The organism is Coleofasciculus sp. A1-SPW-01 (genome assembly GCF_040217205.1).
GTDB lineage: Bacteria > Cyanobacteriota > Cyanobacteriia > Cyanobacteriales > Coleofasciculaceae > Coleofasciculus > Coleofasciculus chthonoplastes_A.
The window spans coordinates 1-14,360 of the sequence record NZ_JAVJNP010000157.1; the positions used below are offsets into that span (position 1 = coordinate 1).

The window sequence follows — 14,360 nt, forward strand, 5'->3', positions numbered from 1 at the left end:
GCTGCACAACTCCAAAACCCTTATCTATCAAGGCTTTGAGTAGCATGGACATTGGCTCATCTTCAAGAACATAAGGTAAAACCCTTTCATACCCTTGCACCGCTATCAGGGAAAATGTATCATTGCTCCCCCTGCTCCCCCGGCTTCCCCGGCTCCCCCTGCTCCCCCGGCTCCCCCAGCTTCCCCTGCTCCCTACCCCACTACAAGACTTATTCAGCAACCCCTAGTTACATCTGGGTGCAACCAAAAAGATAGTCGTGAAACCCGCCCCTACACCCCTCATCTCGCACCAATGCGCTTCCTTAAACAATTTTCTATAATGTATGTAACATTTCTTAACGATAAGGGGAAGCGGATGGATTATCCTAACTTAGCGCAAATTTCAGATCAGCTAGATAGTGCCAACTCCCGCGATCGCATGGTGGCGTTAGCTCATCTCCGTAACGTACCCGCAGAGGAGGCTGTGCCTTTAATCAAGAAGGTTTTAGATGATCCAAGTTTACAAGTGCGATCGATGGCTGTCTTTGCCTTGGGGGTAAAACAGACAGACGAATGCTACCCTATTTTGGTGAAACTACTCGAAACTGACCCCGATTATGGCATTCGCGCTGATGCCGCCGGAGCCTTAGGATATCTAGAAGATGCTAGAGCCTTTGAATCATTAGTCCGGACCTTCTATGAAGATACACAATGGTTAGTCCGGTTCAGCGCGGCTGTCGCATTGGGCAATATAAAAGATCCCCGCGCCCGTCAAGTTCTCACTAAAGCACTGGATAGTGAAGAAATCGTGGTGCAACAGGCGGCTATCTCCGCATTGGGTGAAATTAAAGCCATAGACGCTGTGGATGATATCCTGCGCTTTGCTCAATCCCCCGATTGGTTAGTGCGCCAACGATTAGCTGAAGCCCTGGGGAACCTACCCACCGATAAAAGCCAGTCGGCGTTAAAATTCTTAGCCAAAGACAGCCATTCCCAAGTTGCCCAAGCTGCATCTATCTCCCTGAACCGCTTGCAAGAGGCGACAAAGCCAGCCTAAACCTCTGCCCATGGCTTTACCGGAAGTCATGAGCAATCAACAATGAACCATAAACAAGCCAGGAGAACGATAAAATCAATTAAAGCTTTGTTAACGTGAAACGTCTGACTTCATGGATATAAAAGAATTTTTTGAGCAGAGTGCTGGTCGATGGTTTTCGCAGCGTACCAGTCACCACCTGGCATTTAAGCAAGCTGAAAATGGTAAGTCTGATATTACGATTGAAATGATCGCGGCTGATGCGCCAGAAGTGGTTCAGCTATGCCAACAGTATGAGGTTGATCCAGATTCAGCTATCTGTGGTGCCAGAGTGACGTGGGATGGCACAATGGACTGGGATGAAGAAAAGCATCAAGGTTCAACGGTGCTGGTGCCAGTTGCTGATCCTGATAAGCCCAATGAAGGGAAGCTATTGCGGGAAATGGGCTATGCGGAGAAAGCCCCGGTAGCGGGTCGCTATATTATGGGAGATGATCAGGCGCTGACCTTAATTACCGACTACGAAACCATGTATTCTGAGGAGCGTTTGTGGTTTGCTAGTCCTAACTTACGGCTACGGACGAGCATTTTGAAGCGATTTGGCGGCTTTAGCATGGCGTCTATGTCTTCAGAAATTCGCATGGGCGTAACTAAACCTCCGCAAGAATCACAAGATGCGGCGGCGAAGACTTAATCTAGGGTCTACTGAATAAGTGTTGTGGTGGGGGGGAGCTGGGGGAGCTGGGGAAGCTGGGGAAGCAGAGGGAGCTGGGGAAGCTGGGGAAGCAGAGGGAGCTGGGGAAGCAGAGGGAGCTGGGGAAGCTGGGGAAGCATTGCCAAATTAACTGCTAGGTGGATTATCCATGGAGTTAATGTTCTCAATCGGTAAACCTAAGGCTTCTGCTATTTGATTGGCGGTTAATCCCATAGCGAATAATTTGGGAATAGCTTCTCTTCGGGCAATTTCTGCTTGTTCAGCTCGTTGTCTTTCTTGTTCAGCCCGTTGTCTTTCTTGTTCAGCTCGTTGTCTTTCTTGTTCAGCTCTCTCACTTCCAGTTAGGAGCAAATTTCCCTCACTATCCCACCAGCGCAACCAAATTTGAGTTTGATTTTGATAGGTTCCTTGGAGTAATCCCAATTCTATACCTAAAGGCTCAATGGGATAATGGTTTCGTTGATTCGGGTTCATCAGGCGGTAGGAACCATTAACGAAGTGATAAACCTCTAACTGGTTCGTCTTGATTTCAAAAATTCCATAGTAAGGAATCCGGAGAATCTGCTCATAAACCCAAAACTTACCCGGTTTCGTTTTTTGTCCTTGGGAGGAGCGAGATAATGGCGTGCGATCGCGCTCTTCGGAACCATCGCCACTGGCAAATTCTAAGGCAATCATTGGCGCGATAAATTCGTGCCAGATCACGTAAGAACGGCGAATTTGACCGTCTAATTTTGGCGGAACATTGGGGACATAAAACCAATCGGGAGCTTCTGCTCCTTTTTCTGGCGGTTCTGTTTGTCGCCAGTAGATGCCACAATCTTGTCCAATGGCATATTGTCCGTCGGGATGAATTCTTTCGAGAATGGGTCCGAGGGAGTCTGTGAGAATAAGGCTTTGGGGATGCTCCTGGAAGTTTTTCACGAATTCACCATTTGATTCGGGGAGTTGGGTATGATCCGGGAACGGAGGAGGTAGAACATTGGGTTCTAGGCTCTGAGTCATGGGAATTGCGTCTGCGATCGGGTTGCCCTATTATAACTTTCCTTATAATGAATCCCGGCAACAGGATTGAAACTTGAGAGTCGATGGTGGGTTACGGCGGATACCTGATTAAACGGTTCCTTTCCTAATTGAATACCCGCCTAACCCACCCTACAGGCTACGGGCGACTATCCAATTAAATCACATAAAATACGTGACAGTTTACCTCTGTTGCGCCGCACGCATGGATAAGCCAATTCGCTTTAACTTCTCATCCACAGAAAGAACCCGCACATTAACAACTTGTCCCACTTTGACAATTTCTTTGGGATCGTCCACAAATCGATCCGCCAGTTGGGAAATATGCACCAACCCATCCTGATGCACGCCAATATCGACAAAGGCACCAAAATTCGCCACATTCGTGACAATTCCTTCTAACTCCATCCCCACTTTTAGATCAGACATTTCCTTCACGCCTTCCTTAAATGTGGCATATTTAAACTCAGCACGGGGATCGCGTCCCGGCTTTTCTAATTCCCGGATAATGTCTTTCAGGGTGGGTAAGCCAACGGTATCGGTGACGTATTTCTTTAAATCAATGGACTTGAGCCGATCAGCGGCTTTAGGAATTTGTTTCAGGGGAACCCCAATATCTTTCGCGATCGCTTCTACGACTGGATAACTCTCTGGATGCACAGCGGTATTGTCTAAGGGGTTATCACCACCGCGAATTCTCAGGAATCCGGCGGATTGTTCAAAGGCTTTAGGTCCTAATTTGGCGACTTTCAGCAGACGGCGGCGATTAGGAAATGCGCCATTTTCATTCCGATAGGTGACGATATTTTTGGCAATGGTTGGAGTTAAACCAGACACAAAGGTTAACAACTCTTTCGACGCCGTATTCAGATCCACACCCACATAGTTCACACAGCTTTCTACCGTGTCATCCAGCTTCTTTCTGAGTAACTTTTGATCCACATCATGCTGGTATTGTCCCACGCCAATGGATTTGGGATCAATTTTCACCAATTCCGCCAAAGGATCTTGTAAACGGCGTCCAATACTAATCGCTCCGCGCACGGTAACATCTTGATCCGGAAATTCTTCTCGCGCTACATCACTCGCCGAATAGATAGACGCACCCGATTCATTTACAATCACGCTAATCGGTTTCCGATCTAGGGTTTTAATCACATCCCCGACAAACTCATCGGTTTCCCGCGATGCTGTACCATTGCCGATCGCGATTAATTCGATCTGGTATTTTTCGATTAGGGTTTTGACTGTGGTAGCCGCTTGGGTGGGTTTTCCGGTATGGGGGAAAATGGTTTGGTATTCCATAAACTTCCCCGTTTCATTTAATACCGCCACTTTACACCCGGTTCGCAATCCCGGATCAATCGCTAACGTGGGTTTCATTCCGGCTGGGGGAGAAAGTAGGAGTTCTCGCAGATTGGCTTCAAAAGTTTTAATCGATTCAAAATCAGCATACGCTTTACGATCTGTCCGCACTTCCGTAATTAGGGAATTTTTCATCAAACGGTTAAAGCCATCATGCAGCAGATCCCGATAGAAGTTCCGCACCTCTGGAATTTTCGTGCGAATGGTTTCTGATTCTAAATACGACTGGACAAACTCTTGATCAAACTCCAGATTCAGGCTTAAAATTCCCTCGCTTTCGCCCCGAAATAATGCCAGCATATTATGTGGCGCAATATCCTTTGCCTTGATTTGGAAATTGCGGTACATTTCATATTTGGTACTGCCTTCGGGATAATCGTCTTTAATCTTGGAAACAAATCGCCCATTTTTCATTAAATAGTCGCGCAAGTATGCCCGGAATTCGGCGGTTTCAGCGACTTCTTCCGCCAAGATATCAGACGCCCCTTTCAGCGCATCTTCGGCGGTTTTGACACCCTTTTCTTCGTCAATATAATTGGCGGCTTCTGCTTCTAAGGAGACGGGTTTGGCGGTGGGGGTATTCAGGGATTTAATAAATTCAGCCAGAGGTTCTAATCCTTTTTCCCGCGCAACGGTGGCTCTAGTGCGGCGCTTGGGACGATAGGGGAGGTAAAGGTCTTCTAACTCATTTTTCTGGAAACAGGACTCTATTTTCGCCTTGAGTTCATCCGTTAATTTCCCTTGAGACGCGATCGCCTCCAGAATCGTGGCTTTGCGTTCTTCGAGTTCACTCAGGTAAGCGTAGCGTTCTGCGATCGCGCGAATTTGGACTTCATCCAGAGAACCGGTGCGTTCTTTCCGATAACGGGAAATAAAGGGAATCGTGGCTCCCTCGGCTAAAAGAGACAGGGTATTTTCCACCTGATTGGCGGAGAGGGAAAGCTCTTGTGCTAGGACGGAGGGAATATTCAGCATCGGGTCTTTATGGGTCTATCCTTTCTAGAATTAGCACAGGATCAAGATTTCGCGATCGCGCTCCTCGTACCGCTCCTTTGTGAATGTAACTGACTTAAGCTGGGTTCGTAGTAGGCACGAAGCGTGCCAGAAGCGCTAAAGCGCTTACTACAAACTCTAAAGTCAGTGGCATTCTTCTTAGGCTTGGGATAGGTTCAGCCATTAACCTACAGGATAAGCTATTTGGCATTTAAACCTTAATATCAATAATGGCACAATCCTTGTAGTGCGTTAAGCGAAGCCATGCCGCAGGCTTTGCATCTTGCTCGCTACTAATACCCAATTTAAATGCATTACAGCTTATCACCGATAATATCTCCACAAAACCCGCCCTGCGTTCAAGCTGATCTCTTGAACCAGTCAAAAACCTCACCGTTGAGGATTATTTTACCGCTTCTCAGGTATTTTTGGCGTAGGATGCGATCGTCTCCAGAAGCACCAAAAAATTAGTCATTTTATTATAATCAGTAGTGACTCAAACCCGTTTAGGTGCATAGGAGATTTTCTACTATGGCTGACAAAGAACAAGATTTAGCATCTCTCGTTGCCAAAATTGAACAGCTCGAAGAACGGCAGATTATTACAGCCAATTATTTAGTAGGCGTTAAGCGTCAGTTGAATGAGCTTACTGATAAGTTGGAGGATTTGCAACAGCGCGTTGAGCCACAACAGGTGGTGGAACCAAGTTTAACAAATAGTCCAACTCCTGATCAAGGAATATCTAACGATATAACTAATTTTAGCGATGAAAAATTTAAGGTATTGAGAATCACTCAACTTTTGGGTGTCTACGGAGATATGCTCCTATTAGAATCTTATTTAGCTGAAGATAAGAGTCAGGAAGCACCGATGACGGCTCAAGAATTTGGGCGTCTGTATGATAATGGACAAAAAGATTTTACCGGAATTAATCTAGCTGAAGCAAATTTAATTAATGCATACTTATCAAGAGTGAAATTGAATGAAGCTAACTTAGATGGTGCATAAGCTGTTCGGCATTTAAACCTTAATGTCAATAATGGCGAAAGCCTTGTAGTGCGAGCATCTTGCTCGCTACTAATACCCAATTTAAATGCATGACAGCTTACCTTAGTCATGCCAATTTGAGTCAAGTCAACCTAATTGAAACAGACCTTGAAGGAGCCAATCTTCAAGAAGCCAACCTCCAACAAGCATTTTACAGCACAACCACAATTTTCCCGATGGGATTCGATGCAACTCAAACGGGTGCTTATTTAATTTCTCCTGGCGTTTCACTGCAAAATGCTAACTTAGCGGGCATGAACCTGAATACCTTAAACCTGAGTGGAATCGACTTAAAAGAAGCCAATCTCGCTGGTGCTGATTTACATCAAGTAAACTTGAGTGGAGCCAATTTGCAAGCCGCAGATTTATGTCGAGTCAACTTAAGTAATGCCAATCTAACTGGAGCGGATTTACAAAGGGCAAATCTAAGTGCAGCCAATCTCAGTAGCGCTAATCTAAGTGGAGCAAACCTACAGCAGGCAAAATTAAGTGCAGTAAACCTGTGTTATACCAATTTAAATGGTGCAACATTGAGTGAGGCAGACCTACGTGGGGCAAAATTAGAGAGGACAAATCTAGAAAAAGCTAACTTGAAAGATGCCAAACTGGATGGAGTCATGTTAAATAAGGCAAATCTTAACGGTGCTATCATGCCTGATGGGACAACTCAGGAATAGTTGATTTAAATTAGAGGAAATACTTTGGCTAAATCGAGGATTAAATCTGGAAAGTAGGGCAACTCTATTGTCTGATCCGGCAATATAATTCGCTTTAAGCTGTATCCAAAACTATTCCGACCCTTGTGATAGGGCTGGCTATAGGCTTCTAGGTGATTGTCGATTAAGTTAAAAAGCCAATAATCGGAAATACCCGCTTCAGCATAAAGTAGAAGTTTAACCTCTCGGTCATACTTGAGCGTTGAATCAGCAATTTCTATAACAAAGTAAACGTCCTCAGGTTGGGGTAGCGAAAAGCGATAATTATCCGCTCGTTTCCGTAAAATAGCAAAATCGGGTTCTGGTTCGCTATTGGATGACAAAATAATCGGGTCTTGGCATTGTAACTTAGCTCGACCTGTAACCAATCCCGCCAATTCTTCGAGTAAATCTCGACAACAATTAGTATGGGCTGTACCTTTCGCCGCCATCTGCATGATTTCCCCACGAATTAATTCCACTCGGTCATCTTCGGTGAAAAATCCCAACTCTGCTAAACGGTGATAGTCCTCAAGTGTGAAGCGTTTGGCTGTTGTCGATGTCATAGGTATCGGTGGTCATATCGTCTAGCTACCAGATCCCCGACTTCTTGAACAAGTCGGGGATCTAATTCGCTCCTGTCAAGCGTAACAAAGCCCCTCCAGAGAGAATGCTCACTTCCAGGTTAGCGATCGCGAACTGATCCGTTTACCTAAAACGCGGCTGGGAAAACAAAGCAACTCCAGCCAAATCAGTTTCAGGTAAAACGCCTGTCTGTATCGCGCAAATAGTCGAATTTTCTGCCATAAAAGCAATAATTGCAGTTTCAGCCGAACGGTGAATTCCCTGGTTAGCATGACTCTGGTGGTGTTGTCGGGTTAAACAGCCTTAGGTTTCAACCCAAGGAACTCAAAGCTCAAGTCAGAATCGAGCTGACTGGATAAGAGTTTTAGTCCATTTTAATGGACTTGAGCTTTTAGCCAAGAACTTGAGTTCTTGGCGGATGCTGGGGCTTTGTGACAAAGGTGTATTAACCCAAAACACCAACCGCCCCAGTCGATTCATGCGATAATGCACAGGATACGCGGTGGACTTGCACTCCCAATCATGACTTATGCTCAGACAACTTGGTTTTTGGATACTCTGGGTCAGCTTTCTCGCTTATGCCTTTCTGTTTGCGCCTCCCCAGCAACCCGATACCTTTGACCTGATTACCAATCTTTCCACAGGTAACTGGGATGGGATTAATCCCTTAATTATTGCCCTATTCAATATCATGGGCATACTACCGCTAGCATACGCCTGCTTTGTGTTTATTGATGGACGAGGGCAAAAAATCCCCGCGTGGCTGTTTGCTACCCTCTCTTTTGGTGTAGGGGCGTTTGCGTTACTCCCCTATCTCGCCTTACGTCAACCCAATCCTGAATTTCCTGGCTCAAAAAATATCTTCTTGAGTATTCTCGATTCCCGTTGGTTAGGTGTTGTTTTCACCCTCGGCACCTTAGTATTATTAGGATTTGGCATCCTCAACGGTGATTGGGCAAACTTTATCCAACAGTGGCAAACCAGCCGTTTTATCCATGTGATGAGCCTGGACTTTTGCCTATTGTGCTTGCTTTTCCCGGCACTGGTGGGTGATGATATGGCACGACGCGGCTTAAATAATCCCATCCTATTTTGGGCAGTTTCCCTGATACCGTTCATTGGGTCATTGGTTTATCTGTGTCTGCGTCCTCCTCTTCCTGACACCGAGGAAGTTATGGCAACTGCCTAAGGAAAGCAAAACCCTTGATATACCGTAGGGTGGGTTTCGGCTTCGCTCAACCCACCAGCATACCAGTCAATACCATTCATCTTAATTGACTTGAGCTACATCTGTTATAGCGACAGCAATAACTCAAAAATTGATAAACTTTAACCGATTCTCAGCAAAAACTAATTCAACCCCAGTTTAATACCCTCAGAGAAAGAATGCTGACAGCATAAATCGTCATTGAGTCACCCATGACCAATGACATAAGACAAATGACAACAACAAACACTATGACGTATCTAGAAACAACCGCAGAATTTTACAGTGAAGTCGCCCAAACCCCGGAAGTGGGGTTATGTTGTGTGCAAAGCAGTCCCCTGCAACTTCCCGGACTGAAAATTCCCCAGCAAATGCAGGAAATGAACTATGGTTGTGGGACAACCGTTCATCAGGCGGAACTGATAAACGAGCCAACGGTACTTTATGTAGGCGTGGGTGGCGGTTTAGAAGCCCTGCAATTTGCCTATTTTTCCCGGCGTCCTGGTCGTATCATTGCCGTTGATCCCGTCAAGGCGATGCGGGAAGCAGCGACTCGTAACTTAGAAAGCGCTGCTCAAGATAATCCTTGGTTTGACCCAAGTTTTATCGACATTCGTGAGGGCGATGCGTTTAATCTCCCTGTACCCGATGCTTCGGTTGATGTTGTTGCTCAGAATTGTCTATTTAATATCTTTGAACCTGAAGATTTAACGAAAGCCTTACAAGAAGCCTATCGGGTGTTAAAAATTGGCGGACGCTTGATTATGAGTGATCCCATCGCTACCCGTCCGATTCCTGATCATTTACGCCAAGATGAACGGTTACGGGCAATGTGCTTATCAGGGGCGTTGACCTACAACGAGTATATCCAACATTTGGTTCACGTTGGGTTTGGTCAAGTAGAAATCCGGGCGCGGCGTCCTTATCGATTGTTGGATTGTCAAAGTTATCAGTTAGATGAACCCTTGCTGTTAGAAAGTTTAGATTCTGTGGCATTCAAAGTGCCAATTCCGGAAGATGGTGCTTGTATTTTTACCGGAAAAACGGCGATTTACAGTGGAAGCCAAGAGGTTTTTGATGATAACGCGGGTCATGTTCTGCAAAAAGGCGTTCCGGCGTCGGTGTGTGATAAAACAGCCGCTAACCTCGGTACATCTAAGGATATTCTGATTACTGATTCCACCTGGCACTATACTGGCGGCGGTTGCTGTTAAAGGTGTGAAATCGAGGTGAATCAGGCGCACATTAGTTATTGATGTCAATGTAGAGACGCGCCATGGCGCGTCTCTACCATAAGATGCGTCCTAACCGCTATGGCGATTGCTATAATACCAAATCCGCCTTTATCACCCCCTTTTTCCACGGCGATTGAAATCGCTGCTACACAAACAAAGTCCGCCTGCGCGGACTAGATTATAACGGGGGTAGCTAACCCGGATTTGGTATAAGCTGTTATGCATTTAAACTGTGATAATAGCATTACCCTTATTTTTCAGTTTGCGTCCCCAATTAATAACTAGCTTGTCTTCATGGCTCTCCCGTACTTAGGGTGATAATAAAGTCTTATGAATTAAGCCAAAGTCCCACGGTGTAATACTTGTAGGTTGGGTTGACGAAGGAAACCCAACTAATTAAGCGATTAAGCTAGGTTTTCTTCAAATCAAGCCAATCGCTACACATATAAGGAAAATTTATCACCTTATGTACGGGAGAGCCGATCGACTCAGGGTAAGTATACGGCTTCGGGTAAACACGCGATCGCGTCCTTTCGGCGTGTTTTCAATTCAGAGGGTTAAGCGAGTAATTTGATCCGAAGGATTGGTGGGTTACGGCGGATATCTCATTAAATGGCTATGTTGTGAAATTGAGTACCGCCTAACCCACCCTACAATGATTAGATTTAATCGCGAGAAATTTGGCGAATCAACATACTGACTGCTGATATTGTTTCCGCCTTAAAGAAACTCAATCCGGCTGCGGCTGAAATGTTCGTTGAACTGTATTTGGGTCAACTGCTTAAGTCTGATGAATAGCTTGAAAGGGGAGTAAAAGAAGGCGAATTATCACATAAAGACGCGCCCTGATACGTCTCTACCTTGCACCTCAGCTACAATTAAGGAGACGTTTCAAGAAAAGTTGATGCAAAGCACCGCCTCCCCTACCAATCTGAACCTGATTACCTCCAGCTTTCATGCTTTATCTGACCCGATTCGGGTCAAGCTACTGGAACTGTTGCGAGAACAGGAACTGTGTGTGTGTGAACTCTGCGAAGTGCTGGAGGTGAGTCAGTCGAAGTTATCGTTTCACTTGAAAACTCTGAAAGAAGCTAGCTTGGTTCGCGCCCGTCAGGAAGGGCGTTGGGTTTATTACAGCCTGAATTTGCCTCAGTTTGTCCTGTTAGAACAATATTTGGCGGACTACCGTCGCTTTAGCCCAATTTTACCCGCTCGTCCCTGTTCGGATTAGTATCTGGGGTTCAAAGGCGTAGGGGTGTAGAGACGCGCCATGGCGCGTCTCTACAATTGTCTGGTATCAACTTTTTTTGGAGTATCGCTCTAATCAGCCTTCTGCCCTCTGTTTCCTGGCTCCTAGCTCCTGGCTCCTGTTCTACATCGCCTCAATTCTGAATATCAGGGATTGACAAATCAATTTTTTTTGAAATGATAAAGGTAATCCCATAATTCTAGAAGGGGGTCGAGTTCAATGAAGGTTATCCCCAAACCCAAAATCCTGCCATGGACAAAACTGGCGCTAATTGCGACAGCTACGGCACTCCTGGGTGCCTGTTCCCAAGTCCAGTCACAGTCGCCCCAACCGATTAAAATCGATGGTTCGAGTACGGTGTATCCGATTACGAAAACTGTTGCGGAGACATTTAATGCCATGACAAAAGCGCCCGTTAATGTCACCGTGGGCTTTTCGGGTACAGGGGGTGGGTTTAAAAAGTTCTGTGCTGGCGAAACCGATATTAATGATGCCTCTCGCCCGATTCAAACTGATGAGATGGCAGCTTGTAAACAAGCAGGGGTGGCTTACATTGAACTCCCTGTTGCCTTTGATGCGATTACCGTTGTCGTCAATCCCGAAAATGATTGGGTAGACCGTCTCACGGTGGCAGAGTTGAAAAAAATCTGGGCACCCGAAGCCCAACGCCAAATCACTCAATGGAATCAAGTCCGGGAGTCTTTTCCCCAGAAACCGTTAAATCTATATGGTCCGGGGACAGATTCTGGTACCTTTGATTACTTTACGGAAGCCATCGTCGGTGAAGCGGGGTCGAGTCGTAGCGATTATACCGCCAGTGAGGATGATGAAATCCTGGCACAGGGGGTGAATCAAGACCCCAATGCATTGGGCTATTTTGGTTTAGCCTATTACGAAACCAATCAAGATACATTAAAAGCGATCGCGGTCGATAGTGGCAAGGGGGCTGTATTCCCGTCACGTCAAACCGTTGAGAATGCTGAATATCAACCCCTAACTCGACCGTTGTTTATCTACGTTAACGCGGCGGCTGCCCAGAAAAACCCAGCGTTAGCAGAATTTGTGGCGTTTTACCTGGAGAACGCCCCAGAAATTGTCAGTTCAGTTGGCTATATACCGCTACCGGAAGAGGGGTATCACCTAGCTAACGTGCATTTCTTTCAACACAAGGTAGGCACTGTCTTTGACGGCAAAGTTGAATTCAATCTCACCCTCGGTGAGTTGTTACGCAAACAGAAAAAGTTTTAACCATTAACGGTTGCATTCCTATGAGTACCCATTCATCTCATACCACCTCCTCGCCCCCTCAAGTTGGGGGTCAACTGAGTTTCTTTGAAAAATATCTCACCGTTTGGGTGGTACTCTGCATTCTTGCAGGTATCGCCCTGGGCAAATTATTTCCTGGTGTGGCGGATACATTGGATGCCATGAGTATTTATCAGGTATCCATTCCTATCGCTATCTGCCTGTTTTTCATGATGTATCCGATTATGGTGAAGATTGATTTCACCCAAGCGAAACGGGCAGTGCGTGCGCCAAAACCTGTAATTTTAACGCTGGTCGTGAATTGGTTGATTAAGCCGTTCACCATGGTAGTTTTTGCCCAGTTTTTTCTGGGTTGGTTGTTTCAGCCTTTGTTATCGCAAACGGAGATTATTCGCGGGGCGGAGGTTACTTTAGCAAATTCTTACATCGCTGGGGCAATTTTATTAGGGATTGCCCCTTGTACGGCGATGGTTTTGATGTGGGGGTATCTGTCTTACAGTAATCAAGGACATACCTTGGTGATGGTAGCGGTGAATTCGTTGGCGATGTTGTTTCTGTATGCTCCCTTAGGACGATGGTTGTTAGCGGCGAATAATTTAACTGTACCCTGGCAAACCATTGTGTTATCGGTATTGATTTATGTGGGGTTGCCGTTGGCGGCGGGGATGTATAGTCGGTATTGGATTTTTAAACATAAGGGTAAAGAGTGGTTTGAACGGAGATTTATTAAATATCTGAGTCCGATTTCAATTGCGGCGCTTTTAATTACGTTGGTTCTGTTGTTTGCGTTCAAGGGGGAGTTAATTGTTAATAACCCGCTGCATATTTTGCTGATTGCTGTGCCGTTGTTTATCCAGACGAATTTCATTTTCTTTATTGCTTATGTGGCGGCGTTAAAGTTGAATCTGGCGTATGAAGATGCGGCTCCGGCGGCGTTAATTGGGGCGAGTAATCATTTTGAGGTGGCGATTGCGACGGCGGTGATGTTGTTTGGTTTGAATTCGGGTGCGGCGTTGGCGACGGTTGTCGGGGTGTTAATTGAGGTGCCTGTGATGTTGATGTTGGTGGAGTTTTGTAAGCGAACGGCGATGTGGTTTCCACGGGAACCGGAGAAGGCAACATTGCGTGATCCGCGTTGTCTTGCGCGTTGAGTTAGGAGTTTGTAGTGAGGACTTTAGTCCTCTTATCAGGGGCGCGGATTGAACCGACTACCAATCAGATTTTTAAGGGCTGGCTTAACTGGACATGATCGGAACGGAGTGTTTGATTGATAAGGATAAATAAGCGAGTATGGCGATGAAATCGATTATGTTTGTTTGTAAGCAAAATTCCTGTCGTTCCCAAATGGCAGAAGGATTTGCTCGCACGTTAGGAGTGGGGAAAGTTGCGGTGACGAGTTCGGGGTTGCAGGCGTCTAAGGTGAATCCTACGGCGGTTGAGGTGATGTCGGAAATTGGGATTGATATTAGTGAGCAAACCTCTAAGCCGTTGATTGAGTTTAATCCTAATGATTTTAATGCAGTGATTTCTTTGTGTGGCTGTGGGGTGAATTTGCCTGAACCTTGGGTGTTGCGGGAGGTGTTTCAGGATTGGCAATTGGATGATCCGGCGGGTGAACCGATTGAGACGTTTCGGCGAGTACGAGATGAGATTAAAGAGCGAGTTGTTAAGTTAATTGATGCATTTAAGTAACTCCCTTTTTGTTTGCTACGGCGACTAGAAGTCGCGGCTACACAAACAAAGTCCGCCTGCGCGGACTGGATTATTCCCCCCTGCGAGGGGGCTGACAGGTGTAGGTTTTTTATTTAAGGGTGGAGACAAGACAAGGAGGACAAGGAAGGAAAGAAGACAAGGGGGAAAAACCGTACAGAATTCGGTTCGGTCAAACTAACTTCTAAAAGCCGAAACGCCCTATTTTTCGTTCTCACTCTTCCTTGTCTACGGTCGCTGAGCGAAGTCGAAGTG

The 14,360-nt window shown here is 45.9% G+C and carries 15 protein-coding genes; 11 read left to right on the top strand and 4 right to left on the bottom strand.

Annotated elements, in window-relative coordinates; genetic code table 11:
* Nucleotides 1–355 precede the first annotated feature (355 nt).
* From RH949_RS23675 to RH949_RS23685, 3 genes are all read left to right on the top strand, one after another.
* Nucleotides 356–1,036 carry a HEAT repeat domain-containing protein gene (locus RH949_RS23675; protein WP_446356602.1) on the top strand — a complete coding sequence of 227 codons (681 nt, stop codon included), beginning with the start codon at nt 356–358 and terminating at the stop codon, nt 1,034–1,036.
* A 112-nt stretch (nt 1,037–1,148) separates the two neighbouring features.
* Nucleotides 1,149–1,709, top strand: a complete 561-nt coding sequence (locus RH949_RS23680) for a phycobiliprotein lyase (RefSeq protein ID WP_006098309.1) — start codon at nt 1,149–1,151, stop codon at nt 1,707–1,709.
* A gap of 19 nt (nt 1,710–1,728) precedes the next feature.
* A complete protein-coding gene (locus RH949_RS23685) occupies nt 1,729–1,860 on the top strand; it encodes a hypothetical protein (protein WP_446356585.1) in 132 nt (43 codons plus the stop codon).
* On the opposite strand, the gene RH949_RS23690 is transcribed toward RH949_RS23685, so the two are convergent.
* Together RH949_RS23690 and RH949_RS23695 are read right to left on the bottom strand one after the other, a co-directional pair.
* Nucleotides 1,857–2,735, bottom strand: a complete 879-nt coding sequence (locus RH949_RS23690; RefSeq protein WP_446356587.1) for a Uma2 family endonuclease — start codon at nt 2,733–2,735, stop codon at nt 1,857–1,859. The two genes, RH949_RS23685 and RH949_RS23690, sit on opposite strands and share 4 nt — an antisense overlap.
* 201 nt (nt 2,736–2,936) lie before the next feature.
* A complete protein-coding gene (locus RH949_RS23695) occupies nt 2,937–5,093 on the bottom strand; it encodes a Tex family protein (protein ID WP_006097938.1) in 2,157 nt (718 codons plus the stop codon).
* Between the two features lie 549 nt (nt 5,094–5,642).
* On the opposite strand from RH949_RS23695, the gene RH949_RS23700 reads away from it, so the two are divergent.
* Together RH949_RS23700 and RH949_RS23705 are read left to right on the top strand one after the other, a co-directional pair.
* Nucleotides 5,643–6,119 carry a pentapeptide repeat-containing protein gene (locus tag RH949_RS23700; RefSeq protein ID WP_446356589.1) on the top strand — a complete coding sequence of 159 codons (477 nt, stop codon included), beginning with the start codon at nt 5,643–5,645 and terminating at the stop codon, nt 6,117–6,119.
* Nucleotides 6,120–6,208: 89 nt separating this feature from the next.
* Nucleotides 6,209–6,835, top strand: a complete 627-nt coding sequence (locus RH949_RS23705) for a pentapeptide repeat-containing protein (protein WP_446356591.1) — start codon at nt 6,209–6,211, stop codon at nt 6,833–6,835.
* A 5-nt stretch (nt 6,836–6,840) separates the two neighbouring features.
* Here RH949_RS23705 and RH949_RS23710 read toward each other — a convergent pair whose 3' ends face one another.
* Together RH949_RS23710 and RH949_RS23715 are read right to left on the bottom strand one after the other, a co-directional pair.
* Nucleotides 6,841–7,419: a Uma2 family endonuclease gene (locus RH949_RS23710; RefSeq protein ID WP_446356593.1), complete on the bottom strand. Its 579-nt coding sequence runs from the start codon at nt 7,417–7,419 to the stop codon at nt 6,841–6,843.
* 108 nt (nt 7,420–7,527) lie between these two features.
* The gene (locus RH949_RS23715) at nt 7,528–7,710 is read right to left on the bottom strand and encodes a hypothetical protein (protein WP_006097870.1); all 183 of its coding nucleotides are present in this window, start codon (nt 7,708–7,710) and stop codon (nt 7,528–7,530) included.
* Nucleotides 7,711–7,967: 257 nt separating this feature from the next.
* Between RH949_RS23715 and RH949_RS23720 the strand changes: the two genes are divergently transcribed.
* From RH949_RS23720 to arsC, 6 genes are all read left to right on the top strand, one after another.
* Nucleotides 7,968–8,627 (top strand): hypothetical protein, encoded by a 660-nt coding sequence (locus RH949_RS23720; protein ID WP_006098113.1) that lies wholly within the window; start codon nt 7,968–7,970, stop codon nt 8,625–8,627.
* A 269-nt stretch (nt 8,628–8,896) separates the two neighbouring features.
* Nucleotides 8,897–9,859 (top strand): arsenosugar biosynthesis arsenite methyltransferase ArsM, encoded by a 963-nt coding sequence (gene arsM, locus RH949_RS23725; protein WP_446356604.1) that lies wholly within the window; start codon nt 8,897–8,899, stop codon nt 9,857–9,859.
* A gap of 925 nt (nt 9,860–10,784) precedes the next feature.
* Nucleotides 10,785–11,111 carry an ArsR/SmtB family transcription factor gene (locus RH949_RS23730; protein WP_446356596.1) on the top strand — a complete coding sequence of 109 codons (327 nt, stop codon included), beginning with the start codon at nt 10,785–10,787 and terminating at the stop codon, nt 11,109–11,111.
* 237 nt (nt 11,112–11,348) lie between these two features.
* On the top strand, nt 11,349–12,377 hold the full coding sequence (locus tag RH949_RS23735; RefSeq protein WP_446356598.1) for a PstS family phosphate ABC transporter substrate-binding protein: 1,029 nt from the start codon (nt 11,349–11,351) through the stop codon (nt 12,375–12,377).
* 20 nt (nt 12,378–12,397) lie between these two features.
* Nucleotides 12,398–13,546: an ACR3 family arsenite efflux transporter gene (arsB, locus tag RH949_RS23740; RefSeq protein WP_006098193.1), complete on the top strand. Its 1,149-nt coding sequence runs from the start codon at nt 12,398–12,400 to the stop codon at nt 13,544–13,546.
* 145 nt (nt 13,547–13,691) lie between these two features.
* A complete protein-coding gene (arsC, locus tag RH949_RS23745) occupies nt 13,692–14,087 on the top strand; it encodes an arsenate reductase, glutathione/glutaredoxin type (RefSeq protein WP_446356600.1) in 396 nt (131 codons plus the stop codon).
* The last annotated feature ends 273 nt before the right edge of the window (nt 14,088–14,360 follow it).